The organism is Enterococcus dispar ATCC 51266 (genome assembly GCF_000406945.1).
In the GTDB taxonomy this organism is placed as follows: Bacteria; Bacillota; Bacilli; order Lactobacillales; family Enterococcaceae; genus Enterococcus_C; species Enterococcus_C dispar.
On sequence record NZ_KE136354.1, the window covers coordinates 1059720 to 1086073 of the forward strand.

Here is a 26354-nt window from a genome sequence, read left to right on the forward strand (position 1 = left end):
TCAGCTATTTTTTTAAACCACCAAAACGACGATCACGATTTTGAAAAGTAGCAATTGCCATTTCCAATAATTCGCCGTTAAAATCTGGCCATAATGCGTCGGTAAAGAAAAATTCACTATAGGCAATTTGCCATAATAAAAAGTTACTGATTCGTTCTTCTCCACTAGTACGAATCAACAATTCAGGATTTTGTAATTCAGCTGGTAAAAAACCCGTCATTAAATGATTACTAATAACTTCTTCTGTAATATCTTCTTTACTTGCGTCATTTTCTTTGAATTCTGCATAAATATCTTTAAATGCTGTGACAATTTCTGCTCGACTGCCATAATTCAAAGCAAAATTCAAAACCATCCCCGTATTATCTTTTGTTTGCTCAATTGCTCGTTTTACAGCATCTTGGGTATGAGCAGGCAAAAATTCGGTATAGCCCATCACATGCACTTTGACATTTTCTTTGATTAATTCTGGAACAAATTTATCAAAAAAGTCCACTGGTAACTGCATCAAAAAACTCACTTCTTCTTCCGGCCGTTTCCAGTTTTCAGTTGAAAAAGCATATAAAGTTAAAACCTTTACCCCTAATCGCGAAGCGTGTTTGGTAATCGTTTTTACCGTTTCCATTCCCTCTTTGTGTCCAGCTACTCGTGGTAAACGACGGTTTTGAGCCCAACGCCCGTTACCATCCATAATAATCGCAATATGCTTAGGAACCGCTTTGTTACGATCGAAAGTAAACTCCGCCTCTTCTTGGACATATTTATTTTTCTGTGGAAAAAAACGCCACATAAAAAAGCCTCCTAACTTTTTTTACTTCACATAAATCATCTTACCTATTATAGCAATAATCAGAATGCTTGCCTATGAAAAGCAAGTAGGCTTTGCAAAATTATTAAAGGCTGTTATCCACATACTATGTCTTAAAAGCGCTTTTTTAGGAGAAGGAATGTTTCACAGAAATAATTTTTTTCCCCTTTATTGTCCTATTTTATAGTCACAAGGAGTTTTTGAAGCATAATTGTTCCACAAAAAAAGAGTTGCGCTTGAGTGCACAACTCTAAAAAATTTTTATTAGACTTCTAAAAGTTCTTTTTCTTTATCAGCCGCAATTTGATCCAATTGCTTAATGCTATCATCTGTTAATTGTTGCACATCTTTTTCTAAATTGCGCAAGTCATCTTCTGTGATATCACTATTTTTTTCTTGTTTTTTGTAGGCATCCATTGCGTCACGACGCACGTTGCGGACTGCAATTTTAGCATTTTCAGCTTCTTTTTTCACTTCTTTAGCTAATTCTTTTCGGCGTTCTTCGGTTAACTGTGGAAATACCAAACGAATTACTGTGCCATCGCTTTGTGGCGTAATGCCAATATCACTTGTTAGTAAAGCTTTTTCTACTTCTTTAATCATTGATTTATCAAAAGGTGTAATTAAAAGTACACGCGCTTCTGGTGTTTGAATAGAAGCCATTTGATTAAGTGGAGTAGGCACACCGTAATAAGGTACTAAAACCCGATCCAATAAGCCAGCGTTGGCACGCCCCGCCCGAATTTGTCCTAATGTGCGTTGTAAATTTTCAGCGACTTTTTGCATTTTTTCTTTTGCTTCTGTCATTGTTGCATCTGCCATTTTATTTCCCCCTCACTGTAGTTCCAATATGTTCGCCTAAAATGACACGACGAATATTTCCTGGTTCATTTAAATTGAAGACAACTAAAGGAATATCATTGTCCATACTTAGCGAGCTTGCAGTCGAATCCATTACTTGAAGACCTTTTGCAATAACGTCTAAATGAGTCAATTCTTCAAATTTCACGGCTGTATCATCTAATTTCGGATCAGCAGAGTAAACACCATCAACGTTGTTTTTTGCCATTAAAATGACATCAGCATTAACTTCTGCCGCACGTAATGCTGCAGTAGTATCTGTTGAAAAATATGGGTTCCCTGTACCGCCAGCAAAAATGACAATCCGACCTTTTTCTAAATGACGTTCTGCCCGACGACGAATATAAGGTTCTGCAATTTGACGCATTTCAATGGATGTTTGGACTCTTGTCGGTACGCCTTCATTTTCCAAGGTATCTTGCAATGCCAATGCGTTCATGACCGTTGCCAACATCCCCATGTAATCAGCTTGCGCACGTTCCATTCCCATTTGAGCCCCAATTTGACCACGCCAGATATTGCCACCACCGACAACAATTGCCATTTCAACGCCAAGTGCATGAACGTCTTTAATTTCTTTGACAATTTCTTTAATAGTAGGCGGTTTAATGCCGAAGCCCTCATCACCTGCTAATGCTTCCCCACTTAATTTTAGGACTACTCGTTGATATTTTGGTTTAACCATTTTGCTTCCTCCGTATCTTCTACTGACTATTGTAGCATAAATCACGAAAAGCTTTATGCCATTGTCAGTCATACCCGTTATTTTTTATAACTGGCTTTAAAAAAAGGGAGCGCATAAAATGCGTTCCCTACTATTCAATTGAATAGAATTATTTTTTAACTTGGCTCATAACTTCTTCAACAAAGTTATCTTCACGTTTTTCGATACCTTCGCCAACTTCAAAACGTACAAATGATTTCACTGTAGCGCCTTTTGAAGCAACGTATTGAGAAACAGTCATATCCGGGTCTTTAACAAATGGTTGGTCAACTAAAGAAATTTCAGCTTTGAACTTCTTCAAGCGGCCTTCTACCATTTTTTCAACGATATTAGCTGGTTTGCCTTCGTTTAAAGCTTGTTCGGTTAAAACAGTTTTTTCATGTTCTAATTCTTCAGCTGGAATTTGTGATTCGTCAACATAGCGTGGGTTGATAGCAGCTACGTGCATTGCAACGTCTTTTGCGACTGTTTCATCTGTTGTGCCATCTAAAACAGTTAATACTGCAATCCGTCCACCCATGTGTAAGTAGCCACCAAAAGCTGCATTGTCATCTTTTTCTACAACTTCAAAACGACGGAAACTAATTTTTTCACCGATAACTTGTGTTGCTTCAATTAATGCTGCTTCAACAGTACCTTTAGCAGTTTCTAATTTCATTGCAGCTTCCATATCAACTGGTTTGTTAGCAGCAACTAATTCAGCGATTTCTTTAACTAAATCTTGGAACATTTCATTTTTAGAAACAAAGTCAGTTTCTGAGTTAACTTCAACAACAGCTGCAACGTTACCATTTACTGCAACAGAAGCTAAACCTTCTGCGGCGATACGGTCATTTTTCTTAGCTGCTTTTGCCATACCTTTTTCTCTTAATAAGTCTACGGCTTTTTCAATATCGCCTTCAACTTCTACTAATGCTCGTTTTGCATCCATCATACCGACACCTGTCATGTCGCGTAATTCTTTAACCATTTTAGCTGTAACGTCTGCCATTTTTTGGTTCCTCCTCGAAGTTTGTTGCAGGTAAACTGCATTTCTTTAAAAAAAGCTGTTTCAAAGGAGAGTGAGGCTTGCCGCCTAGCCTTTGAAACAGCTCCGTGTCAAAAATTATTTAACTGAATTATTCAGCTTGGTTGTCGCCTTCAACAACGTCAACGATTTCTTCGATTGAAGTTGTGCCTTCAGCATCTTCTGATACGAAAGTTTCTTCAACAACTTGGTCTTCACCTTGGTTGCCTTCGATTAAAGCGTCAGCCATTTTAGCTGTGATTAGTTTAACGGCGCGAATCGCATCATCATTTGATGGGATTACAACATCGATTTCATCTGGATCACAGTTTGTATCAACCATCGCTACGATTGGGATATTCAATTTACGAGCTTCTTGAACAGCAATACGTTCTTTACGAGGGTCAACGATGTACATTACATCTGGAATACGAGGCATATCAGCGATACCACCTAAGAATTTTTCAAGACGTTCGCGTTCTTTGTTTAAGCCCACAACTTCTTTTTTAGGTAGTACTTCAAAAGTACCATCTTCTTCCATTTTGTTGATTTGTTTCAAACGAGTAACACGTTTTTGAATTGTTTCCCAGTTAGTCAAAGTACCACCTAACCAACGATGGTTAACGTAGAATTGACCAGCGCGAGTTGCTTCTTCTTTGATTGCTTCTTGTGCTTGTTTCTTAGTACCGACAAACAATGCAACGCCGCCTTCTTCTGCAACGTTTTTCATGTAGTCGTATGCTGCATCTACTAATTTAACTGTTTTTTGCAAGTCGATAATGTAGATACCATTACGTTCTGTGAAGATATATTTCTTCATTTTTGGGTTCCAGCGACGAGTTTGGTGACCAAAGTGTACGCCGGCTTCTAGCAATTGTTTCATTGAGATTACTGCCATGATTTTGTTTCCTCCAATTTGGTTTTTCCCTTTCAAAAACGTCAAGCTCTTTGGCAGACTTTACTATTGTAAAGCACCCTGTCTCAGATCCGTTTTTGATGTGGATTTTTTTGTCTGTAGGTTTTCCCCACATCCTTTGCTATTATACCGATAATGAAGTTGAGTTTCAAGTCTGAAAGCATCTTTTTTTAAGATTTCTTTTTTTTATCAAAAAACGGCTTTTTCTACACTTAAAATAGGAGATTTTTCTCATTTTACTTGTTATTAATTAGACTAAATCTGCTGCCGAAAAAGACAGATAATTCAAACATTGTCGTAAAAAATGTGATAATACGCATAAATTTAAGCTGATAAATATTCTACTGTATAAAAAATCATTAATAGCACTATCTTAAAACGAAGTATTTTGTTATGATGAGATTGCAAATTTTTTTGATAAAGGAGCATACCGATGCGTAAAGCAGACCGTCATTTATTAATTAAACAAATTATCAGCAACCAAACTGTTCGAACCCAAGAGGAATTACTGAATATTTTGGAAAGTCATGGTGTTAGCGCCACTCAAGCAACAATTTCTCGTGATATTCGCGATTTAAAAATCATTAAAGTCCCTGACGAAAACGGCGTTGCCCGTTTTGAAATTTTTCAAGGTGATCGCTTTGATGGCGATGGACGTGAAGAAGAACGTCGTTTGATCCACATGATAGAAGACGTTGTAATCAAAGTGGAGCGTGTGCAGTTTTTAACCATTATCGTGACGATTCCAGATAACGCTCAAGTTTTATGTGCCTTAATTGATGACATTGAAGTGCCAGAAAAAGTGACCACAATTGCTGGCTTTGATACGGTTATTGTCATCTCTCGCACTGAAGAAGATGCAGTTAAAATTGAAGAATATTTCAATTCTCATATTATTGCTTAATACATTTCCTTTTAAAACACTTTAAACAGTTAACTGTTTAAAGTGTTTTTTCTTTTCCACATCATTTAGGAGACCCCAAAAGGAATTTTTCTTAATTCAATGCTACAATTAAGAAAAGATAAACAAGATATCAAAAAGGAGGAATTCTTTATGCATTGGGCTTTTGAAATTGCTGAGACACTAATCAAACAACAGACAGACCCGAAAAGTAAAATTACTTGTGCGTCTGGTGTAAGTCCATCGGGTTATATTCATGTGGGAAATTTTCGCGAAATTGCTACCACCTATTTTGTCACTAAGGCATTAACACTTTTAGGCGCTAATCCTCGTTATATTTTGTCGTGGGATGATTATGACCGCCTACGAAAAATCCCCCAAAATGTTACAGGTGTTTCAAAAGAAAATATTGGCATGCCCTACACAAAAGTAGCCCCTCCAACAAAAGACACTTCAGCAAGCTCTTATGGAAATTACTTTGAGCAACTCTTTATTAATGACTTAGAGAAAATGGCGGTTAAACCTGAATTTATCTATGAAACAAAAGCTTACGAAAATGGGAATTATGATCAAGAAATCGCCTTAGTTCTCACAAAGCGCCAAGAAATCTATGATATTTTAAGTCGTTTCCGCTCAGAAAAAGCAGATGAAGAGGAACGAGAAAATTATTATCCAATATCTTTATATTGTGATAACTGCTATCACGACACAACTACGATTACCTGCTATGACGAAACAACGCGAACTATTTTTTATACATGCCAGCATTGTCAGCACGTCGGCCAACAAACAATTGGACAAAAACAAAGAATCAAACTTCATTGGAAAATTGACTGGCCTATGCGTTGGCAGTATGAAAAAGTAGCTTTTGAGCCTGGGGGCAAAGATCACTCTTCGAAAAATGGCAGTTTTGATGTTGCTAAGACAATTGCAAAGGAAATTTTCAACTGGCATGCTCCAATGTATCAACCCTATGATTTTGTTAACATCAAAGGACAAACAAAAAAAATGTCCAGCTCGACTGGTAATATTTTGACTTTACCCGATTTATTATCTATTTACACGCCAGAATTAGTATTCTATTTATACGGTAAATATCAGCCAAAAGCTCAATTTGATTTGGGATTAGATGACGATGTTTTGCGCAACTACGCAGAATTCGAACGCTTAGTATCAAAAGCCAAAGCAGGAAATTTGGATGAAACCAATCTCCAATTACTGCAACTGAGCGGAGCGAATCTTACAGAAAAGTATCCTGAATTCGGTCATGTTGTAAGCATCTTAGCGCTTACTGCCAATAATATTACCTTGGCACAAGAGATTTTAGAAAAAGAAGCAAGTTATACGAAAGAAGCCATCGCTTATATTTTACCGCGAGCCCAATATTGGATTGAAAATGACGCAAAAATCGACTCATCACAATTTGCGATACCAAAAACGTGCCATTCTATCAAACACTAAGCCCCAACCTAAAACAACAAATAAAAAAATTCCGCCAACTTTTACCAAATGCAGCGAAGTTAACCGACGAAGAATTCATGCAGCAAATTTATGATTTAAGTAGTACCACCGATAAAAAAGAAAAGCGCGAGGCACAAAAAGCACTTTTTGCAGCACTTTATCAACTGACTTTAAACCAAGATCATGGTCCCCGAATTCCACTTCTAATCAAAGCAATTGGGATAAATAAACTGGACCAATTACTGTCCTTTGAGGGATAATGATGGTTTATTCACTTTCGGGTCTCGATAACTGCACCGCTTTTTTATTTGTTGGTTTTTCATTTACTGCCTTCTTACTTTTTTTAGGATTTATATTAAAAATCACAAAAGGTTTACTTTGGGCACGCACTTTTAAACAGTTCAAAAAAGACCAATACAATTGGTCCTACCAAAAAGAAAGAGAAGTTGGTCTAAAAATAAGTCGATTCATTTTAATGACAGTTCCACCATTTTTTCTGGTTTTTTTACTACTAATTATTTGGTTTCATTTTAAATAATTAGTCTTCAACGGTGACGAGCCAAAAATGATTTAATTGTCCTCTATGATTAAACATTCAAGCATTAAATAAATTATTCTTTAAAAGACAGCTATTAAAATCTGTGGTCGTTAAAAGTTAAAATAAAAAGGTAGCCTCTGATAAAACAGAGACTACCTTTTTATTTACATTTTATCTGGCGCGTGTAATCCCAATAGACGTAAGTCTTCTTTTAGTAAAACTGTCACAGCGTATACCAATGCAAGCCGTGCATCTTTTTGATTATCATCAGCCAAAATTTTCACATTCGCATAATACTTATTAAAAGCTTGTGCCAATTTGATTGCATGCTTCGCAATCACAGATGGTTCATAGTTAGTTGCTGCTTTCAAGATTGTATCTGGGTATTGTTGAATTAATTTTACAACTTCCCAAGACGCTTCATCATTTAAGGTGTAGTCAGCCTTTTCATCTGGTGTAAAACCAGCTTTTTCTAAAATACTCATTGCCCGAGCATGCGTGTATTGTACGTAAGGACCAGTCTCGCCTTCAAAACGCACGACTTCTTCTAAAGTGAAGTCAAATGTATTTAGGCGATCGTTTTTAAGGTCGTGGAAAATAACAGCCCCCACACCCACTTGTTTGGCTACTTCATTTTTATTTTCCAAGTCAGGGTTCTTTTCAGAAATTTGTTCTTTAGCAGAATCAATTGCTTGATTTAATACTTCTTCAAGTAAGACGATTTTACCTTTACGCGTTGATAATTTTTTGCCACCTTGCGTAATTAAGCCAAATGCAATGTGATGCATATCATCAGACCAGTCAAAGCCCATTTCTTTTAAGACTGCTTTTAATTGTTTAAAGTGATAACTTTGTTCGTTGCCCACCACATAAATTGATTGGGCAAAGTCATAGGTGCGTTTGCGATATAAAGCCGCCGCTAGGTCACGGGTGATATAAAGCGTAGCACCGTCAGACTTACGAATCAAAGCTGGATTTAAATCATAAGCAGATAAATCGACGATTTCTGCACCACGATCTTCTTTTAATAAATGTTTTTCTTCTAATAATTCAATAACTTCATCCATTTTATCGTTGTAGAAAGCTTCACCGTTTAATGAATCAAATTTCACTTCTAACATGTCATAAATCTTATTGAATTCCTTCATTGATTCATCACGGAACCATTGCCATAATGAAACAGCTTCTTTATCGCCGTCTTCTAATTTTTTGAACCAAGCACGTGCTTCATCATCTAGTTCAGGCTGCGTTTCAACTTCTTCATGGAATTGTACGTATAAACGTAATAATTCGTTGATTGGCTGTTCCTTAACAGCCTCTTCTGAACCCCATTTTTTATAGGCAACAATTAATTTACCAAACTGCGTACCCCAGTCACCCAAGTGGTTGATCCGAATCGGATTATAGCCAATCTTTTCCATGATAAAACCAATGGAATTACCGATAACAGTAGAACGCAAATGACCCATTGAAATAGGTTTGGCAATATTTGGAGAAGACAAGTCAATTGGTACATTACGATTTTCGCCGATATTAGCATCACCATAGTGTTCTTTTTCTTTTACAACAGTTGCTAAAACTTTTTCTGAGATCGCTCCTTTGTTCATAAAGAAGTTTAAGTATGGTCCTACTACTTCAATTTTTTCGAAATTGGCGCCATCGATTTTTTCCGCTAATTCTGGCGCGATTTGTTGGGGTGCTTTTTTGTATGCTTTAGCTAATGCAAAAGCTGGAAATGCTACGTCACCATGATCGGCCGCTTTAGGATTTTCCAATAGTTTTTCAATTTGTTCCATTGATAAATCATCTTTTAATACAGCATAAAGCGCTTTTGCTACGACATCTTTATTGTTCATCTGATATCCTCCTTAGATTAAAATGAGCGTAAAACTCATCAGTTACCATTATTTTACAGTTTAATTGCCACCAAAAACCAGTTAGACCCTTTATCACAGTAGAATTTTGCCAATAAAAAAAGCCCCTAACGATAATCGTTAGAGACGAGACTTCCCGCGGTACCACTCTTGTTGTCTGAAGTTCAGACCAGCTTCTTCTATAACGGTAGATCGCCGTCTGCTTTTAATAAGCAAATTTTCCCAAGTGCGCTTCATATCTGTCTTTCCATTTGGCTTACACCGTCCCAAATTCGCTAAGCTTTCTAACAAATACTACTCTCTTGTTCACAAAATCAATTATTAAACTGACACTGATTATAACAAATACTTTTTTTTCTGGCTAGTCTTTTTGTCATTATTTTAAAACAACAAGTATTTTATTTGATTTTTTAACAAAAAGTGTACATTTATAACCGGTATTTCAAAAAATACCTCCACTGTACCCTAAAGGAGAAAAATGTACAGCAGAGATATTTTTTAACAAAATTATGGATTAATCAGCAACCACAATTGTACCAGCTTCATTAGCTAATAGATTTTCAATATTTTCCAATGAAGTAATGATTGCTTTGCCTTCAGGGCGAGCTTCAACAAATTCAATACATGCTTGCACTTTTGGTAGCATGCTGCCTGGTGCAAACTGATCTTCTTTAATATATTGTTTCATTTCAGAAACAGTTACTTGTTCTAATTTCTTTTGATCTGGTTTTTGATAATTTACATAAACATTATCTACGCCAGTCAAGACAATTAAAAGATCTGCGTTGATGATTTCAGCTAATTTTTCAGAAGCAAAATCTTTATCAATTACCGCTTCACGGCCTTCTAAACCTGTTTTAGTTTCAACAACAGGAATTCCGCCACCACCAACAGAGATAGTTACGACACCTTGTTCTACCAAACTTTCAATTACGCGTGCTTCTTTAATAGAAAGTGGTTTTGGTGAAGCAACAACTTTACGCCAGCCACGGCCTGCATCTTCTTTGAATGTAACGTTGCCAGCCGCCATTTGTTGGTTGGCTTCTTCTTCAGTAAAGAATGGACCCACGGGTTTACTTGGATTATTAAAAGATGGATCATCTTCTGCAACAATCACTTGTGTCACTAAAGAAACAACATCTTTATCAATGCCTTTTTCTTTTAAGATTGAACCCATTTCATTTTGTAACCAGTAGCCGATTGAACCTTCAGTCATTGCTACACAAGTGTCTAAAGGCATAGCTGGTGTTTTTTCAGAGTCAGCAGCTGCTTGTTGAATCAATAAGTTACCAACTTGCGGACCATTACCATGAGAGATGATTAATTCATCCCCTTGTTCAATAAATTGTACCAAATATTTTGCTGTTTCTTTTAATGCATGTTGTTGTGCTTGTGCGCTTGCATCGTCAGATAAGATTGCATTGCCGCCCAAAGCTACAACGACTTTCCGTTTTGCCATAATTATCGCTCCTCGTAAGAATTTTCGACAGTTTTTAGAAACACCAAAACAAGCCAGCTCTTTTGACAGGCAAAAGGCTCAAAGAACTGACTCGTCTTAGTTAAAGTAGGTTTTTAATTTAGTAGCGATTAAGCGCGTGGAATGAACAGATTACCTAATGTTGCAGCCATGATAGCTTTGATTGAATGCATACGGTTTTCTGCTTGATCAAATTGACGAGCATATTTAGAACGGAATACTTCATCAGTAACTTCCATTTCAGTGATGCCAAATCTTTCTTTCATTTGTTCGCCATAGACAGTGTTAGTGTCATGGAATGCTGGTAAGCAGTGCAAGAAGATTAAGCGATCTGTATTATGTGTTTTTTCAATCATTTCCATGTTGATTTGGTAAGGACGCAATAATTTGATACGTTCTTCAAATTTGTCTTCTTCACCCATTGATACCCAAACATCTGAGTACAATACATCAGCGCCATCAACGCCTTTATCAACATCGTCTGTAACCATTAATTTAGCACCAGATTTTTCAGCAAATTCTTGTGCCATTTTTTGAATTTCTTCTTCAGGTTGTAAATCTTTTGGTGCTACGATACGTACGTTTGTACCTAAAATTGCACCTGTTACCAATAATGAGTTTGCCATGTTGTTACGGCCATCACCACAGTAAGCTAATGTAATATCTTCAACAGTTCCGAAGTTTTCTTGAATTGTTAAGAAATCGGCAATCATTTGTGTTGGATGCCATTCATCTGTCAAACCATTCCATACTGGAACGCCTGAAAACTCAGCCAACTCTTCAACCATTTTTTGGCTGAATCCGCGGAATTCAATCCCGTCAAACATACGGCCCAATACTTTGGCAGTATCTTCAGTAGATTCTTTTTTACCTAATTGGATATCATTTGCTCCAAGATATTCAGGATGTGCACCTAAATCAATTGCAGCTGTAGTAAATGCAGCGCGGGTACGAGTAGAAGTTTTTTCAAATAATAGAGCAATATTTTTGCCTTCTAAATAGTGATGTGGAATACCGCGTTTTTTAAGATCTTTCAAATGTTCAGAAAAATCGATTAAATATTGAATTTCTTCTTTTGTAAAATCTTTTTCTGCTAATAAGCTTCTGCCTTGGAATACTGATTCTTTCATAAGTTGAGCTCTCCTTTAGTTAAATTTCACTTGGTCCGCTAAGGCAGCTTAAAGCTGCCCGCAGAACCAATTCATACCTTTATTTTTTTAAATCTTCACGTACTAATGGTTGACTCATGCAACGAGGACCACCACGACCGCGTGATAATTCTCCTGAATGGATTTCTAACACTTTGATACCATAGCTACGCAAAATTTCGTTTGATACATAGTTACGATTATACGTTACCACTACACCTGGTGCAATTGCTAAAGTATTTGAACCATCATTCCATTGTTCACGAGGTGCAACGATTGCATCGCCATCACCCGTTGGAATTAATACTAAATCATCTAAGTGTAATAAATCTTTTAATGTGCCGTGTAAGTCATTTGTTTGTGTGATTGTAATATCATCACCATTTGGTTCTAAGATAAAGCAATCGATTTTACCGTCAGCATCTTGAATAGCTGGATGAATAGTAAATTTGTCATAATCAACCATTGTAAATACAGTATCCAAGTGCATCATAGCGCGATTATTTGGAATTTTAATAGCTAGAACTTTTTCAAAGCCAGCGTTTTTAGCAAACATATTACGAGCCAATTTTTCCAAAGTTTTAGCACTTGTTCGTTGTGAAATACCAACAGCCAATACTTCATGACTAAGAACTAATTCGTCCCCGCCTTCGATATGTCCTTCAGCTTCGCGATCTAACCAAACATCAACTTTACCAGCAAAACGTGGATGATGTTTTAAGATATATTCTGTGAATAGTGATTCACGACGACGCGCTTCAAAAGTCATTTTGTTAACAGTCATCCCGTTACCAATTGAAGCAGAAGGGTCGCGTGTGAAGTATAAGTTAGGCATTGGATCCATATAAAATGGATATTCATCATCAGCAGATAAATCTAGTAATGAACGAGATTTAACGTCGATTTCTTTTGTGCGAACACCTGCCATGATTTTATCAACCATGTCTTGTGTATCCATGCTTAGTAAATATTCAAACAAGCCTTGACGTACTGTTGCAGAATCAATATGAGATTCATCTAAAATGCGATTTAAAAATTCTTCTTTCACATTCCCAGCATCAATTGCTTCTGTTGATAATTTTTCTAAATAAAGTGTTTCTGCCCCATTGTCTTGTAATACTTTGGCGAACTCGTCATGCTCAGCTTGGGCATTTGGCAAATATGGAATATCATCAAATAGTAAACGATCCATAATGTCTGGAGTTAAGTTTTCAACTTCTACGCCAGGTCTTTTCAATAGAACAGTGTTCAGTTTTCCAATTTCGGAAAACACGTGAATTGGTTTGTCCATTTTTTATTGCCTCCTTGTTATTGATTACATTAATAGATTAACCCTTAAAAGAAAGGGTTTTCAAATTTATTCGGCATTACAAACGAGAAATATTTCACATTATATTGGTTGTTATTTATATTTACCCGTATAACGGATAAAACAATCATAACAAGGACTATATTTATTCATTTTTAACAAAAAAAAAATATTTATTCATTTGTATTTTTTTTTTGCATATAAAATTATTTTCTTTATTATCAATGATTATTAAAGTTGAAAACGCATACTTTTTTATCGTTTTGTATATTTTCGATATACACCAAGACCTTTTATTCATTTTTATCAATTTCTTTCAATAAAAATTCGAATTAGAATTCTTCATTATTTTTTTGTAGTCAAACCCCCTTTTACAACGAGTTCGCTCTTTACAAAGCCTTAGAAAAAGGCAACAATATAAAATAGAGAAAAAAAGAGCAAAAAGGAGTTAGTCAGTTATGTATGCGGATAAAGTAGATTACCAATTTTCTCGTCTAAGATACCAAGCAGATTTTGAACATCTCACTGAGGAAGAATTCCAACTTTTAAAAGCAAATGTATTATTGCGTTCTTATAAAAAGGGACAAGTTCTTTTTGATGAAGGAGATGCCAGAGATCGCCTTTATTATGTAATAGAAGGTCTAGTTAGAATTGAACGATATGATGAAAGTGCTACTTATTACTATTATGATTATGTTTCAAACAACAGCGTTTTTCCCTTAGGCGGCGTATTTGAAGCAGAAGTCTATACACACAGTGCACAAGCCATGACCGATATTGAAACTTTCTATTTTCCGACCCAAATCTATGAACAAATTTGTCAAAAAAATAATGAGCAATTACTTTATCTTATTAAAAAGCAAAATAAAATTATCGAAAGCCATCAATTAAGGCTACAAACCGGTCTAACTTCAAATGCCCATGACCGCGTGACGCAAAATCTCTACATATTAAAGCGAGAATTAGGACAACAAGAATCTAAAACAAAAGTCACGATTCCTTTTCCAATTACCTTAAAAGAGCTTGCCGTCAATAGTGGTACAACGCGCGAAACAGCCGGTCAAGTGATTAAAAAATTAAAAGAAAAAGGATTCATTGACTACGATAAAAAGATTTTTACTTTTTATGAAGATGCAATCAAGTAAATTTTAAACAAAAAAACGGACACCTAGCATGGGCTAAGTGTCCGTTTTTAAAGAAATAAAGTCAGAAAGAGTCATCTTACAATTATTTGATTTCATTTCCCCCAAAAATCCATCACCTTCAAGAAAATCACTCTTTCTTGACTACACTGGTATTGTATCTCTTTTTTCATTATTATTTTTTCAAAGTCAAGCACGCTTAAAAACATATTTTGAAAAAATATTAGGCTAATGCCAAACCAGGCTTAGCATTTAATCGATAATCACTAATATTTTGTTTTCTTAGCTCCACATGAGCCGCTGCTCCAATCATCGCTGCATTGTCCCCACATAAACGCAAAGGCGGTACAATCAGTTCGACCCCAGGAACTTTTTTTGGTAACTCTTCACTTAATTGTTCCCGCAAGCCTTGATTAGCCGCTACCCCGCCAGCAACTACTAATTGTTTAACCGGCCAATTTTGGCATGCTTTAATAGTTTTTGTAGTCAAAACATCAATGACACTAGCTTGAAAACTAGCCGCTAAATCTTCTTTACTTAATTCTGTCCCTTTTTGATTGGCATTGTGAACTAAATTAATAAAGGAACTTTTTAAACCACTAAAACTAAAATCATAATTATCGTCATGAATCATCGCTCTAGGAAAATTAAATGTATCATTGCCCAGATGTGCAAGAGCATCAATTTCTTTGCCACTGGGATAAGTTAAGCCCAATACGCGACCAACTTTATCATAAGCTTCTCCTGCTGCATCATCCCGTGTTTCTCCGATAATTTCATAAGCTCCATCATCTGCCATATAGACAAGCTCTGTATGCCCACCACTCACTAGTAAAGCCATCAAAGGAAATTGCAATGGTTTTACTAAACGGGCAGCATAAATATGTCCTGCCATATGATTCACTGGGATTAAGGGTAATTGATGTGCCCAAGCAAAAGCTTTAGCAGCTGCTATTCCAATTAGTAGTGAACCTACTAAACCCGGCCCATAAGTTACTGCAACTGCAGTTAAGTCTGCTGGTTTTACTTGGGCCTGTGCTAAAGCATCCTCTAGGCAAAGCGTAATTTGTTCCACATGATGACGGCTAGCAACTTCTGGCACCACACCGCCAAAACGTTGGTGACTTTTAATTTGAGAAGCGACAATATTACTTAATATTTCATGGCCATCTTTAATCACAGCCACACTTGTCTCATCACAGCTGCTTTCCACAGCCAAAATTAATTCAGCATTCATATTATTGCATTGGCCCCACTTTCTTTAACATAATCAAGGCATCTTCTACCGGATTTTGATAATAATCAGCCCGTCGACTAATAACTTCATAGCCATGAGCTAAATATAAATTTTTAGCAGAAAAGTTTCTAACCCGCACTTCCAAAAAAATCTGGTTAATCTTGGGAACTTTATCCACTAATTTCATTAAAATACCACCATATCCTTTATTTTGTGCTGTAGGATGGACTGCCAGGTTAGCAATTTCAATTTCATCAACAACTTTTTGATAAGCTAAAAAAGCGACAATCTTTTCCTTTTCTTCTATTACAAAGTAATGGGTCAAATCATTTTTTAAATCCGTTAAGTACTGCTCTTTTTTCCAAGGACTTCCCGTTTGATAGGCAGCCTCTGCCAAGTTATACAATGAATCGGCCAATTCCGTCAAGTTGTAGTCATTTTTTTCTTTAATCTTAAAATCACTCAATGTATTTCACCATATCTAAAGCATCTTCGTTTGTTTGATCGTAGTAAGCTGTCTTGATAGCCCGGGAAACATAACCTAATTTCCGATAAAGACGCTGAGCATCTCGATTGCTCAAACGCACTTCTAAAGACATCGTTACACATCCATGCTTATGGGCAAAGGATTCTAATTCTTGTAATAAAAAAGTGCCAATACCCACGCCTTGAAAATCTGGGTCAACAGCAATATTGGTGATATGCGCATCATTACCAATAATGCGACAGCCCCCAAAAGCAATTAAAGTTTCATTTTCCACACACAAATATAAATGAGGTAAAGGTGAAATTAACTCCGTCAAAAAAGCCGATTTAGTCCAAGGTAATTTTCCATGATAAACTTTTCTTTCCACAGCTAAAAGTGCTTTAATATCTTCATTTGTCACTTCGCGAACAAGCCACTCCGCATGGTCGGGATAAGACTGTGAGGAATAACCGGCTGATTTAAAAGGCGGTTTAGGAAAAAGTGCTTTAAATTTTTTCAACATAATTCTCGTCCCCAGTCCAATCTTGATGGGCTGCTATCCACTTTTCTTCTGCTTCTACACGTTTCAAATACAACGGCAAAAAAGCATGAATGTTGGCAACAGGTTCTTTTTTTGATCCCAATTCTGCTAATACGGCCCCGCTAGGAAGTTGCCAATGAGGAATATGATTTATCTTGGCTTGGGGTAACATTTCATTGATCTGATCCAAAAATTTTGCAGTATCTTCCCCCACAAATAAAATATCACTTTCATCAGCTAATTGTTGCACTAAATCAGTGAGAGCAATATGAGTGTCTGCTTTGATATTTTGCAGTTCATTTTTATGCCACTTATAAAGCCCAGTGTATACATTATTTCTTCTTGCATCAAACAAAGGAACAATAACGCCAGAATAGTTGCGGCAGTTTGCCGCTAATAAAGCAAGACTAGAAACACCAACTAACTCGCAATGTAGCGTGTCTGCCAATGTTTTTGCGGTAGTCACCCCGATACGCAGTCCGGTGTAGGAACCAGGTCCTTGGGCTACGACAATGCGATCAATGTCCTGTGGTGTTAATGCTACTTTTTCCATTAAGTCAGCAATCGCGGGCATTAAAGTTACGCTATGGTTTTTATTAACATTGGTCGTGATTTCTCCTAACAAATTATTTTTGTCCATCACGCTGACAGTTAATGTTTTATTTGATGTATCAAATGCCAATATTTTCACAGGGCTATCCTCTCCTTTAACTCTAATGTATTTTACCACAATTTTAAAAAAGTTAAACACAAGCTTATAAAAAGTAAGCAAAAAAATGTTAGCGTAGAAAATAAGATTCTGCGCTAACATTTTACTATTTTGATATTAATGTCGATTCTCTTAAAATCAATTTAGTCCCAATGGTAATTTTTCGCGGTACAGGGGCTTCATCTTTTTCAATTTGCGTCATTGTTTCTAAAGCCAATTCTCCCATCCATTCAGTTGGAACTTGAATAGTAGATAATGCTGGTGTGACATATTTTGCCACACTAACATCGTTAAAACCAATAACCGAAATATCTGCCGGTACAGTTAAACCCGCTTCATGAATTGCTTTTAAAGCGCCAACTGCCATTGCGTCACTTGCGGCAAACAAGGCACTGGGGCGTTCTTTGGTCGTTTGCAAGAACTCTTTTACTGCCTGATATCCCCCCTCAACGGTAAAATCACCGGTAATTTCAAATTGCGGCTTTAAAAGTCTTAATTGCTGTAATCGTTCCTTAAATAAGGCCAAGCGAGGATCTTTAATTTCATTATGAAAATCTTTTGTGAACTCGACTCCTGCTAAAATCGCAATTTTCTCATGTCCTTCTTTGATGAAGTGATCAATAACTAAATCTACGGCCTGGCGAAAATCAACGACTAAAGAATCAAAACCAGCAGACATTGCATCATAATCGACAAATAAAAGCGGCTGTGCCATTTTCTTTAACATTTTAATGTGTTTTGCATCAAATTTACCTAATGCAATAATACCGTCTGTTTTTAAGCCTGAAAGTTCTGATAATGACTCTTTTACCAAGTGAATGTTTAATTCTTCGGCTTTTCTTTCAATTCCCAAACGAATGGCCAAATAATATAGATCTGCTAACTCTTCTTCATCGTTATACCATTGCACTAACCGGATAACTTGTTCCGCCTTTTTTTGTTTATTTTTATATTTCGTATAGTTTAAAGCTTCAGCAGCTTCAAATATTTTTCGTTTGGTATCTTGTCCAACTGCTAGACCCGTATCATAATTTAAAACCCGAGAAACAGTGGCGGAAGAAACATTAGCTTTTTTTGCAATATCTTTAATTGTCGCCATTTTACACCTCCTTAGATTTTTCAAAGTGTTTCGTAAAATCAACTAAACCTGCTAAGCTTTCATCTTATTTATCTTTATCGGGAATATTCAAATATTGTCAATTTTTAAAGAGTAGCAGCAAAACGTAAAAAGGCATTTTGTCCAACAACATCCCGTTTAAAGACACCGGCGTCTTCTAAGACACGGGCAAAAATTTGACCTACTTCTTCACGAATGACTGCCATGGCATTTTCTTTTTTAAATTCGTGGCGCAACATCATTTCATCTGCCCATACTTTATGATATGCCGCTATTTCATTTGGCATATTTAATACATATTTTTCGACTTCTAACAACTCAGGTAATAAGCGGGGGGGTAATACTGCTAGCCCCATCACTTCAATCAGTCCAATATTTTCTTTTTTAATATGTTGCACATCCGGATGGGGATGAAAAATTCCGTCTGGAAATTCCGCTGAAACATTATTATCCCGTAAAACTAAATCCACTTCATACAATTCACCATTTTTTCTCGCAATCGGTGTAACTGTGTGATGGGCGGTTCCGTCTTCACTATATGCTTTTATCGATACACTTTCATCTGAATACTGCTTCCAAGCTTGCAAGATATACTCACAGGCATTAATCATTTCATTTTTATCCATTCCTTGCAGACGTATGACTGATAATGGCCATTTAACAATTCCCGCTTTAATATTTTTGAAAACACTCAAGCTAATTTCTTTTTCAATTGGGGCTTTGGCCATAGCAAAAGTATGCTTTCCACCTTGATAATGGTCATGGGATAAGATGGATCCGCCGACAATTGGCAAATCTGCATTGGAACCCACAAAATAATGTGGGAAAACCTCAATGATACTTAACAGCCGTTCAAAAGTTGCTCGACTAATTTTCATAGGACGATGCTCTTCTGACAAGATAATGCAATGTTCATTATAGTAAGCATAAGGTGAATACTGAAATCCCCAACTCTCCCCATTTAAATTCATTCGAATAATGCGATGATTGGTACGGGCTGGATAATCCACGCGGCCTTTGTAGCCTTCATTTTCCATACACAGCATACATTTAGGATAGTTAACTGTTGCCACACTGCGCATAGCAGCAATTTCTTTGGGATCTTTTTCTGGTTTTGAAAGATTGATAGTAATTTCCAAATTACCATATTCTGTTTCTGCAGGGAAAACGACATTCTTAGCAATGGCTCGTGTTTTGATATAGTCATTTTCTTGACACAATTGAAAGAAATAATTGGTTGCATCTTCTGGCTGCTTCGCATAATGCTGGGCAAAAAAAGCATTGACTACCGATGGAGGTGGCGTTAAAAAGTCCATTAATTGCGCTTCTAATATTTCTTTTTGCGCTAGACTATCATCAATCACGCCATTTTCTTTTGCTTTAGCAATTAATTTATCTAATAATACCAGTGAACTTTCCGGCTGATTTTCAAAAACAACTTTATCCAGACTATCTTCACCAATTAATGCGATAATACGGTTTTGGAGATAGAGGCGATCTAATTCCATATAACCACCGGCTTGAATTGCTAAAGTTGTAAAATCTACCACTGCTTGGCTGATATCCATCATTTTACCCCCTAGTCTTCATAGCCATGAGGATGACTAACGTGCCAATCCCAAGCAGTTTTAATAATATCTTTAATATCTGTATAGGCGGGTTGCCATCCTAAAATTTCTTTTGCTTTATCACTAGAAGCTACCAACGTCGCCGGGTCTCCCGCACGACGTGGCGCAACTTTAGCGGGGATTTCTTTTCCTGTTACGAGTCTTGCTGCTTCCAACATTTCCTTCACAGAGTAACCATTATTACTACCTAAGTTAAAGACATTACTATCGTTTCCTGCTTTTAAATATTCCAAAGCTAAAATATGAGCAGCAATTAAGTCTTCTACTTGAACATAATCACGAATACAGGTACCGTCTGGGGTTTTATAGTCATCACCAAAAATTTGCAGGGCTTCTCTTTGGCCTAAAGCAACTTGTAAAATAATCGGGACTAAATGTGTTTCTGGATTGTGATCTTCTCCAATAGAAGCATCTGATTTTGCTCCGGCAACATTGAAATAACGTAATGCCACATATTTCATACCATACGCGTTATCGCACCATTTCATCATTTTTTCCATCATTAATTTACTTTCACCGTAAGGATTTTTAGGAGCTGTTTCAGCAGTTTCTTTAATCGGCACAACTTTTGGTTCACCATATGTTGCTGCAGTAGACGAAAAGACAATATTATTTACATTATTTTCCTGCATCACTTCAAGTAAAATTTGCATGCCATAAACATTATTATTAAAGTATTTCAAAGGTTTTTCGACCGATTCACCGACTAAAGAACTAGCAGCAAAGTGAATGACCCCTTCAATTTCTTCTTTTTGAAAAACATTTTCTAAAAAAGACTTATCCCGCACGTCCCCTTCATAAAAACGAGCCGCTTGGTGAATTGCTTGTCTATGACCTGTTAATAAGTTGTCAACCACGACAACATCATATCCTTTTGTAATTAACTGGTCCACAGCGTGGGAACCAATGTAACCTGCTCCCCCTAATACTAAAATTGACATAATAAAACCTCCAGCTTTTTATTTTAATTTACGGGCACCGTCATCAATACTCGCTTTGTAAATATCCGTATCGTATCCAATCTTTGCTTTGTATGTTGTTTTTACATTTTCAGTAAAATTCGCAAATGCACTTGCTTTAACTAATGCAATCGCACAGCCACCAAAACCTGCTCCTGTCATCCGCGCACCTAATACACCTGTTTGCGCTTGAGCGGCCGCAACCAAAGTATCCAATTCGCTGCCTGTTACTTCATAATCATACTGCAATGATTTGTGAGATGCATTCAATAATTTGCCAAATGTGGCTAAATCACCTTTGACTAAGGCAGCTTTTGCCTTCTTTGTCCGTTCATTTTCAGTTACAGCGTGTTTTGCTCGTTTAATTAAAGTTTCATCCCCAATTAGATTTGTATTACTCAAAAATTCTTCTTCTGATAATTCACCTAATGATTGGATCGATAATTTAGTTTGCAAACGGCTTAAAGCATCTTCACATTCACTACGTCGTTCGTTATATTTTGAGTCGGCTAGTTCACGGCGCTTATTGGTATTCATAATAGCGACCACATAATCTCCAAATTCTGCTGGCACCATTTCATATTCCAATGTATTGGTGTCCAATAAAATAGCATGATCTTTTTGTCCCATCCCTATTGCAAATTGATCCATAATCCCGGAATTCACACCAATAAATTTATTTTCTACGCGTTTACCCGTTTGAACCAATTCAATCATTTTAACATCAAGTTGGAATAAATCTTTCAAAATAACACCAGTTAGCAGTTCAATCGATGCCGAAGATGAAAGTCCCGCCCCATTTGGAATAGTACCATAAAAAAGAATTTCCATGCCACTTTCAATGGCAAAGCCATCACTTTTTAAAAAGCGCACCATCCCTTTTGGATAGTTAGTCCAGTCGTGTTCCTTTTTAAATTCTAAATCATCAATAGAAAATTCAATAATTCCTTTTTCAGAAAAATTTTCTGAATATAGCCGCACTTTTTTATCATCTCGTTTACGCGCTAAACCATATGTTCCAATTGTAATTGAAGCAGGGAAAACATAACCACCATTATAATCTGTATGTTCGCCAATTAGATTAATTCGCCCAGGAGCAAAGTACTCCCCACTTGCTTGTCCGCCAAATTTTTCATTAAAAATTGTTTGCAACTCTTTCTCCATCAAAAACACCTCGTCTATTTATTTAGTAAATTTATTATAATTTATTTACTAAACTTTTTCAAACTTTTTTTATATAAAGTCAAGAGTAATACGTTGGAAAAAAAGAAGCAAAAAGGCTTATAACTTTTATTTTTAGATAACTTGTTACATAATATAATAAAAGCATGAACGGAGTGATTGAGATGAAAAAATTTGTATCTGGTGTTTTAGTGGGTACGTTAGCTACTGTTGCAGCTGCCGGTGCTTTTGTTACCGCGGTTAAAAAACAAGTTATCGATCCAATTGATGAAAAAGAAGCAATGATTGAAGAAAATCGAAAAAAAGCGATGCGTAAACGCGTTGCACGTTAAAAAAGCACACCCAATGGGTGTGCTTTTTTAACAGGTAAAGGGACGATACAATTTTTAGCAAGGAATAATGCCGTTATACCACGGTTGTTGCGATTTAGCCTCACAAATTAGCTCTCTACGGCAATAAGTCGTCTAGATAAGATGCTAAAATGATTGCTTGATTATGGGATGAATCTTTTGCTCCATATAATAAAGTAACAGACTCTTTTTCTTCTATCAGATTTAACAGCTTCTTCACCACGTTTTTATTTGGCTCTGCTTGTAATTCCGCTAAATACCGCTTCTTAAATTCCTCAAATTTTAACGGATCATGATGAAACCACTTTCTTAAATCGGTGCTAGGAGCAATCTCTTTTAACCAAAGGTCTATATGCGCATCAACTTTCTTTATTCCCCGCGGCCAAATGCGATCTACTAAAATTCGAAAACCATCACTTTTTTCATAATCGGCATAAATTCGTTTAACTTTGATCAACAGTTTCCCTTCTTTCTAATTCTCTACATGTGACACATATACTTATACTAATATTATACCCGTTTTCTTTTAATAAAAAATGTTTCCTGTCCTTTCCTTAACTGTAAAAGATGTGCTTTTCTACATCAAATTAGACTGTTTTTTAATTTTAACATCAATAAAAAACCTTCTTAGGAAAAGGAACGCTAAAAATAGCCAGTAGCTTTTTGCTACTGGCTATAATTAAGAGGAAGATTACGTAGCGCTGCTTATTTCACAGCCCCTTCTGCAACACCTTTGATGATTTGTTTTTGCATAATAAAGTAGAAAATTACAACTGGCAAGACTGCAATTACTAAGCCTGCCAATGCTAAATGCCATTGTTTTGTATATTGTCCGAAAAAGAAGAACATCTTCAATGGAATCGTTTGAGTTTCAGGCGAATTAATTACTAATGATGGTAATAGATAGTCATTCCAAATCCACATCGTATTCAATACAGCCACAGTCACCGTTGTCGGTTTTAGCATTGGGAAAATCACATGCCAAAACACTTGGAATCGAGAAGCGCCATCGATAATCGCTGCTTCATCCAATGCCTTAGGAATTGATTTTAAAGCACCATGATATAAGAAAATAGACATGCTACCACCAAATCCAAGATACATAAAGATAATTCCGACTTGATTTAACATTTGTGCTTTACCAAAAAGCGAGACTAATGGAATCATAACAGATTGAAATGGTACTAACATGGCTGCAACAAAAGCCATGAAGATAATTCCACTCAATTTACTTTTCGTCCGCTCTAGCGCATAGGCACACATTGCAGAAAAAATAATGATGACAATCACGCTGACAACCGTAATCAATAATGAATTAAATAGTGTTTTTAAAAAGTCTAATTGTTGAAACGCTTCTGGATAATTATCCCAAGTAAAGTTTTCTGGAATTTTTAAAGGATTCGTAAAAATTTCTTGTTTCGATTTGAAAGAGTTCGAAATCATTAGATAAAAAGGTACAAGCCAAACTAGTCCTAAAAGCAGTCCTAAAACGGCACGTAAAAGTTGACTTTTTGTCATATTTTTCATTATGCTTCGACCTCTTTTCTTTTTGTAACATAAACTTGTGTTAATGAAATAATCGCAACAAATAAGAAGAATACAACTGCTTTAGATTGCGCATACCCCATTTTATTTTCCACAAATGCAGTATTGTAGATATTCATAGCTACCATTTGCGTTGAATTGTAGGGCCCACCATTTGTTAAAGATAAGTTTTGGTCATACAATTTGAAACAGTTAGAAAGTGTCATAAATAAACTAACTGTGAAACCAGGCATAATTAAAGGAAAGCGTACATTCCAAAATTTTTGCCAAGGTGTGGCGCCATCCAAATCTGCTGCTTCTAACAACGATTCGTCTACCCCTTGTAAATAGGAGATGTAAATGACCATAATATAACCTGACATTTGCCAGCACATGACAATAACCATTGCCCAAAAACCAGTTTGAGTAGTTGACAGCCATGTCTTTAAGCCCGGATTACCAAAGAAGTCCCCCATGGCAGAAAATGCATTAATGAAAATAAATTGCCAAATAAAACCTAAAATCAAGCCACCAATCAAATTAGGCATAAAGAAAATTGTCCGTAATAGATTAGCACCTTTAAATTTGCTTGTCACCAGTAGTGCCAAGCCTAACCCAATGATGTTAATTAACACAATCGAAACAACAGCAAATTTTACGGTAAACCAAATTGCATTGCGAAAACCTTCATCATGGATCAATTTTTGATAATTTTCAATGCCAACAAAATTTCCTCTGGCAACGGCATCCCAATCGGTAAATGAATAATAAATACCATATAAAAATGGTACCACGACAACTAAAATAAGTGCGATTACAACTGGTGCTGCAAATAAATAAAACCACATCTTCCTTTGATGTTTCATACGCTAACTCCCCCTTATAAGAGAAAACACGAGAGAGCTTCAGATTCTCCCGTGTTTTCAATGTAAGCTTAATTATTTCCGTTCGTCTGCCCATTTATCTTGCGCAGATTTAACAACTTCATCCCAAGATGCATCACCAGCAACATATTTTTGAATTTCGGCGCCTAAAGTTTGTTCGCCCCATCCAGCTGGATAGCCCATGAATACCCAACCAGTTGTGTTACCGTCTGTATAATAAGTATAAACATCTTTTGAAAGTGGATCAGAAATTTTATCAGTATCGTAGCCTTTATACGCAGGTACAAATTTGAAGTCTTCTAAAACAATCTTCTTACCTTCATCAGAAGTATATAGATAGTCTAAGAAATCTTTAGAAGCTTTGATTTCTTCATCACTTGCATTTGGATTAACACCCCAATACATTGGTACGCCAACTGGAATTGTTCCTTCTGTTACACCATCAATTGGAATTGGTAATAAACCGATATTTTTATTCGCAAGATCTTTATTAATACCTTCAATTGTTGGATATACCCAGTTACCTTGTTGTGTCATTGCAACTTTTCCATTTGAGAATAATTGCTCAATTTGTTGTGAATAATCTAAACTGTTAGTAGGTTGAACAGAGTATTTATTGCTAATATCAAGATATTTTTTAAATTGATCACCATATTTAAATTCTACAGTTTTAGATTCATACGCTTTCATTACATCGTTATCAAACTCTGCATTTAAGAAAGCATTTGATCCATGTAAACCTGTAATCCATTGTTCTTTTGCAGCTAATGCAAATGGTGCATCAATCCCTAACTCACTTTTTTTGCTATCTAAAGTTTTAGCCGCAGTTTCTAAATCGTCTAATGATTTAATTGTTGACGCATCAATACCAGCTTTTTCAAAAATTTCTTTGTTGTAAAGGACACCATAACCTTCAATGTTGTATGGTAAACCTAGAACTTTTCCATCTTTTGTAGCACCTGTTAAAGTACCATCTAATGCTTGTTTAGCAGATTCTGTATCACTTAAATCAGTTAAGCTATCTACCCACATGTTCACATCTTCTGGTCCACCAATATTATAAATATTTGGTTCGTTACCAGATGAGAATTTTGATTTTAGGGCTGCGCCATAATCTGAACCGCCACCAACTGTTTCAACATTAATCTTAATGTCTGGATTTTTTTCTTCATACTCTTTGGCTAGCTTTTCAAACTGATCTTTGAATTCTACTTTAAACTGAAAAATATCGATTTCAGTTTGGTCTGATGAGCCACCACTGTTGCCACTTACACTGTCGCCTGAATTTCCACACGCAGCAATAGTTAATGCTACACCAGATAGTAACAATCCTGCGCCCACTTTTTTCCAAAATCCCTTCATTTCTGAATCCTCCTTCATATTGTCCCTTATTTCTTATTACATTTATATTATGCAATCGTTTTCTTTTTAAATCAATAGTTTATCTGTTTGTTACCGGTAACAAAATATAAATAACATTATTTGATTTTTTAAAATGCGATAAAAACAACGATATCAACAATGCAACCGATTGCTTTAAGTATGTATTTATTTGCGCTGTGTCCTAGTTTTTCCATTATTTTTCATCCACA

Annotated in this window: 26 protein-coding genes and 1 other annotated feature; of the genes, 5 read left to right on the top strand and 21 right to left on the bottom strand. The window is 36.2% G+C overall.

Annotated elements, in window-relative coordinates:
- Positions 1-4: 4 nt before the first annotated feature.
- The 5 genes from RK01_RS05130 to rpsB form a co-directional block, all read right to left on the bottom strand.
- A complete protein-coding gene (locus RK01_RS05130; RefSeq protein ID WP_016172218.1) occupies positions 5-790 on the bottom strand; it encodes an isoprenyl transferase in 786 nt (261 codons plus the stop codon).
- 282 nt (positions 791-1072) lie between these two features.
- Positions 1073-1630: a ribosome recycling factor gene (frr, locus tag RK01_RS05135; protein WP_016172219.1), complete on the bottom strand. Its 558-nt coding sequence runs from the start codon at positions 1628-1630 to the stop codon at positions 1073-1075.
- A 1-nt stretch (position 1631) separates the two neighbouring features.
- Entirely contained in the window at positions 1632-2354 is a 723-nt protein-coding gene (gene pyrH / locus RK01_RS05140) for a UMP kinase (RefSeq protein ID WP_016172220.1), read from the bottom strand.
- 148 nt (positions 2355-2502) lie between these two features.
- The gene (gene tsf, locus RK01_RS05145) at positions 2503-3384 is read right to left on the bottom strand and encodes a translation elongation factor Ts (protein ID WP_016172221.1); all 882 of its coding nucleotides are present in this window, start codon (positions 3382-3384) and stop codon (positions 2503-2505) included.
- 127 nt (positions 3385-3511) lie between these two features.
- A complete protein-coding gene (rpsB, locus tag RK01_RS05150) occupies positions 3512-4297 on the bottom strand; it encodes a 30S ribosomal protein S2 (protein ID WP_016172222.1) in 786 nt (261 codons plus the stop codon).
- 451 nt (positions 4298-4748) lie between these two features.
- Between rpsB and RK01_RS05155 the strand changes: the two genes are divergently transcribed.
- The 3 genes from RK01_RS05155 to RK01_RS13620 all read left to right on the top strand — a co-directional run bounded on the left by RK01_RS05155 (position 4749) and on the right by RK01_RS13620 (position 6937).
- Entirely contained in the window at positions 4749-5219 is a 471-nt protein-coding gene (locus RK01_RS05155; protein WP_016172223.1) for an arginine repressor, read from the top strand.
- Between the two features lie 150 nt (positions 5220-5369).
- Positions 5370-6677 carry a lysine--tRNA ligase gene (gene lysS / locus RK01_RS05160; protein ID WP_016172224.1) on the top strand — a complete coding sequence of 436 codons (1308 nt, stop codon included), beginning with the start codon at positions 5370-5372 and terminating at the stop codon, positions 6675-6677.
- The gene (locus RK01_RS13620) at positions 6656-6937 is read left to right on the top strand and encodes a hypothetical protein (protein WP_143139805.1); all 282 of its coding nucleotides are present in this window, start codon (positions 6656-6658) and stop codon (positions 6935-6937) included. The genes lysS and RK01_RS13620 overlap by 22 nt, the downstream gene beginning before the upstream one ends.
- Before the next feature lie 442 nt (positions 6938-7379).
- On the opposite strand, the gene argS is transcribed toward RK01_RS13620, so the two are convergent.
- The 4 genes from argS to arcA all read right to left on the bottom strand — a co-directional run bounded on the left by argS (position 7380) and on the right by arcA (position 13005).
- Complete coding sequence (gene argS / locus RK01_RS05175) at positions 7380-9071, bottom strand: arginine--tRNA ligase (protein WP_016172226.1); 1692 nt, start codon at positions 9069-9071, stop codon at positions 7380-7382.
- A gap of 137 nt (positions 9072-9208) precedes the next feature.
- Positions 9209-9408: a binding site (T-box leader), on the bottom strand.
- Between the two features lie 195 nt (positions 9409-9603).
- Positions 9604-10548 carry a carbamate kinase gene (gene arcC / locus RK01_RS05180; RefSeq protein WP_016172227.1) on the bottom strand — a complete coding sequence of 315 codons (945 nt, stop codon included), beginning with the start codon at positions 10546-10548 and terminating at the stop codon, positions 9604-9606.
- 128 nt (positions 10549-10676) lie between these two features.
- The gene (gene argF / locus RK01_RS05185; RefSeq protein ID WP_016172228.1) at positions 10677-11696 is read right to left on the bottom strand and encodes an ornithine carbamoyltransferase; all 1020 of its coding nucleotides are present in this window, start codon (positions 11694-11696) and stop codon (positions 10677-10679) included.
- A gap of 79 nt (positions 11697-11775) precedes the next feature.
- A complete protein-coding gene (gene arcA, locus RK01_RS05190; protein ID WP_016172229.1) occupies positions 11776-13005 on the bottom strand; it encodes an arginine deiminase in 1230 nt (409 codons plus the stop codon).
- A gap of 476 nt (positions 13006-13481) precedes the next feature.
- Here arcA and RK01_RS05195 point away from each other — a divergent pair, with 476 nt between their 5' ends.
- Complete coding sequence (locus tag RK01_RS05195; protein WP_016172230.1) at positions 13482-14168, top strand: Crp/Fnr family transcriptional regulator; 687 nt, start codon at positions 13482-13484, stop codon at positions 14166-14168.
- Positions 14169-14388: 220 nt separating this feature from the next.
- Here RK01_RS05195 and tsaD read toward each other — a convergent pair whose 3' ends face one another.
- The 8 genes from tsaD to RK01_RS05235 all read right to left on the bottom strand — a co-directional run bounded on the left by tsaD (position 14389) and on the right by RK01_RS05235 (position 21986).
- Complete coding sequence (tsaD, locus tag RK01_RS05200; RefSeq protein WP_016172231.1) at positions 14389-15402, bottom strand: tRNA (adenosine(37)-N6)-threonylcarbamoyltransferase complex transferase subunit TsaD; 1014 nt, start codon at positions 15400-15402, stop codon at positions 14389-14391.
- 1 nt (position 15403) lies between these two features.
- Positions 15404-15868, bottom strand: a complete 465-nt coding sequence (gene rimI / locus RK01_RS05205) for a ribosomal protein S18-alanine N-acetyltransferase (protein WP_016172232.1) — start codon at positions 15866-15868, stop codon at positions 15404-15406.
- Complete coding sequence (gene rimI / locus RK01_RS05210) at positions 15861-16391, bottom strand: ribosomal protein S18-alanine N-acetyltransferase (RefSeq protein WP_016172233.1); 531 nt, start codon at positions 16389-16391, stop codon at positions 15861-15863. Before rimI (RK01_RS05210) ends, rimI (RK01_RS05205) begins: the two co-directional genes overlap by 8 nt.
- Positions 16375-17100 (bottom strand): tRNA (adenosine(37)-N6)-threonylcarbamoyltransferase complex dimerization subunit type 1 TsaB, encoded by a 726-nt coding sequence (gene tsaB, locus RK01_RS05215; RefSeq protein WP_016172234.1) that lies wholly within the window; start codon positions 17098-17100, stop codon positions 16375-16377. Before tsaB ends, rimI (RK01_RS05210) begins: the two co-directional genes overlap by 17 nt.
- A gap of 124 nt (positions 17101-17224) precedes the next feature.
- Positions 17225-18217 carry a LacI family DNA-binding transcriptional regulator gene (locus RK01_RS05220; RefSeq protein ID WP_016172235.1) on the bottom strand — a complete coding sequence of 331 codons (993 nt, stop codon included), beginning with the start codon at positions 18215-18217 and terminating at the stop codon, positions 17225-17227.
- Positions 18218-18321: 104 nt separating this feature from the next.
- Positions 18322-19803: a UDP-glucose--hexose-1-phosphate uridylyltransferase gene (gene galT, locus RK01_RS05225; RefSeq protein ID WP_016172236.1), complete on the bottom strand. Its 1482-nt coding sequence runs from the start codon at positions 19801-19803 to the stop codon at positions 18322-18324.
- Between the two features lie 11 nt (positions 19804-19814).
- On the bottom strand, positions 19815-20804 hold the full coding sequence (gene galE, locus RK01_RS05230; protein WP_016172237.1) for a UDP-glucose 4-epimerase GalE: 990 nt from the start codon (positions 20802-20804) through the stop codon (positions 19815-19817).
- Positions 20805-20822: 18 nt separating this feature from the next.
- A complete protein-coding gene (locus tag RK01_RS05235; RefSeq protein ID WP_016172238.1) occupies positions 20823-21986 on the bottom strand; it encodes a galactokinase in 1164 nt (387 codons plus the stop codon).
- A 182-nt stretch (positions 21987-22168) separates the two neighbouring features.
- On the opposite strand from RK01_RS05235, the gene RK01_RS13475 reads away from it, so the two are divergent.
- Positions 22169-22336, top strand: a complete 168-nt coding sequence (locus tag RK01_RS13475) for a DUF3042 family protein (protein WP_016172239.1) — start codon at positions 22169-22171, stop codon at positions 22334-22336.
- Between the two features lie 115 nt (positions 22337-22451).
- Here RK01_RS13475 and RK01_RS05240 read toward each other — a convergent pair whose 3' ends face one another.
- The 4 genes from RK01_RS05240 to RK01_RS05255 all read right to left on the bottom strand — a co-directional run bounded on the left by RK01_RS05240 (position 22452) and on the right by RK01_RS05255 (position 26124).
- Positions 22452-22811, bottom strand: coding sequence for a DUF488 domain-containing protein (locus tag RK01_RS05240; RefSeq protein WP_016172240.1), 360 nt, complete (start codon positions 22809-22811; stop codon positions 22452-22454).
- A 248-nt stretch (positions 22812-23059) separates the two neighbouring features.
- Positions 23060-23881, bottom strand: a complete 822-nt coding sequence (locus tag RK01_RS05245; protein ID WP_016172241.1) for a carbohydrate ABC transporter permease — start codon at positions 23879-23881, stop codon at positions 23060-23062.
- On the bottom strand, positions 23881-24744 hold the full coding sequence (locus RK01_RS05250) for a carbohydrate ABC transporter permease (protein WP_016172242.1): 864 nt from the start codon (positions 24742-24744) through the stop codon (positions 23881-23883). The genes RK01_RS05245 and RK01_RS05250 overlap by 1 nt, the downstream gene beginning before the upstream one ends.
- 72 nt (positions 24745-24816) lie before the next feature.
- A complete protein-coding gene (locus RK01_RS05255; RefSeq protein ID WP_016172243.1) occupies positions 24817-26124 on the bottom strand; it encodes an ABC transporter substrate-binding protein in 1308 nt (435 codons plus the stop codon).
- Positions 26125-26354: the final 230 nt, after the last annotated feature.

Coding starts and splice junctions, on each gene's coding strand:
- RK01_RS05130 (WP_016172218.1), bottom strand. CDS start 790: ATGTGGCGTTTTTTTCCACAGAAAAATAAATATGTCCAAGAAGAGGCG.
- frr (WP_016172219.1), bottom strand. CDS start 1,630: ATGGCAGATGCAACAATGACAGAAGCAAAAGAAAAAATGCAAAAAGTC.
- pyrH (WP_016172220.1), bottom strand. CDS start 2,354: ATGGTTAAACCAAAATATCAACGAGTAGTCCTAAAATTAAGTGGGGAA.
- tsf (WP_016172221.1), bottom strand. CDS start 3,384: ATGGCAGACGTTACAGCTAAAATGGTTAAAGAATTACGCGACATGACA.
- rpsB (WP_016172222.1), bottom strand. CDS start 4,297: ATGGCAGTAATCTCAATGAAACAATTGCTAGAAGCCGGCGTACACTTT.
- RK01_RS05155 (WP_016172223.1), top strand. CDS start 4,749: ATGCGTAAAGCAGACCGTCATTTATTAATTAAACAAATTATCAGCAAC.
- lysS (WP_016172224.1), top strand. CDS start 5,370: ATGCATTGGGCTTTTGAAATTGCTGAGACACTAATCAAACAACAGACA.
- argS (WP_016172226.1), bottom strand. CDS start 9,071: ATGAACAATAAAGATGTCGTAGCAAAAGCGCTTTATGCTGTATTAAAA.
- arcC (WP_016172227.1), bottom strand. CDS start 10,548: ATGGCAAAACGGAAAGTCGTTGTAGCTTTGGGCGGCAATGCAATCTTA.
- argF (WP_016172228.1), bottom strand. CDS start 11,696: ATGAAAGAATCAGTATTCCAAGGCAGAAGCTTATTAGCAGAAAAAGAT.
- arcA (WP_016172229.1), bottom strand. CDS start 13,005: ATGGACAAACCAATTCACGTGTTTTCCGAAATTGGAAAACTGAACACT.
- RK01_RS05195 (WP_016172230.1), top strand. CDS start 13,482: ATGTATGCGGATAAAGTAGATTACCAATTTTCTCGTCTAAGATACCAA.
- tsaD (WP_016172231.1), bottom strand. CDS start 15,402: ATGAATGCTGAATTAATTTTGGCTGTGGAAAGCAGCTGTGATGAGACA.
- rimI (WP_016172233.1), bottom strand. CDS start 16,391: ATGTTGAAAAAATTTAAAGCACTTTTTCCTAAACCGCCTTTTAAATCA.
- RK01_RS05220 (WP_016172235.1), bottom strand. CDS start 18,217: ATGGCGACAATTAAAGATATTGCAAAAAAAGCTAATGTTTCTTCCGCC.
- galT (WP_016172236.1), bottom strand. CDS start 19,803: ATGGATATCAGCCAAGCAGTGGTAGATTTTACAACTTTAGCAATTCAA.
- galE (WP_016172237.1), bottom strand. CDS start 20,804: ATGTCAATTTTAGTATTAGGGGGAGCAGGTTACATTGGTTCCCACGCT.
- RK01_RS05235 (WP_016172238.1), bottom strand. CDS start 21,986: ATGGAGAAAGAGTTGCAAACAATTTTTAATGAAAAATTTGGCGGACAA.
- RK01_RS13475 (WP_016172239.1), top strand. CDS start 22,169: ATGAAAAAATTTGTATCTGGTGTTTTAGTGGGTACGTTAGCTACTGTT.
- RK01_RS05245 (WP_016172241.1), bottom strand. CDS start 23,881: ATGAAAAATATGACAAAAAGTCAACTTTTACGTGCCGTTTTAGGACTG.
- RK01_RS05250 (WP_016172242.1), bottom strand. CDS start 24,744: ATGAAACATCAAAGGAAGATGTGGTTTTATTTATTTGCAGCACCAGTT.
- RK01_RS05255 (WP_016172243.1), bottom strand. CDS start 26,124: ATGAAGGGATTTTGGAAAAAAGTGGGCGCAGGATTGTTACTATCTGGT.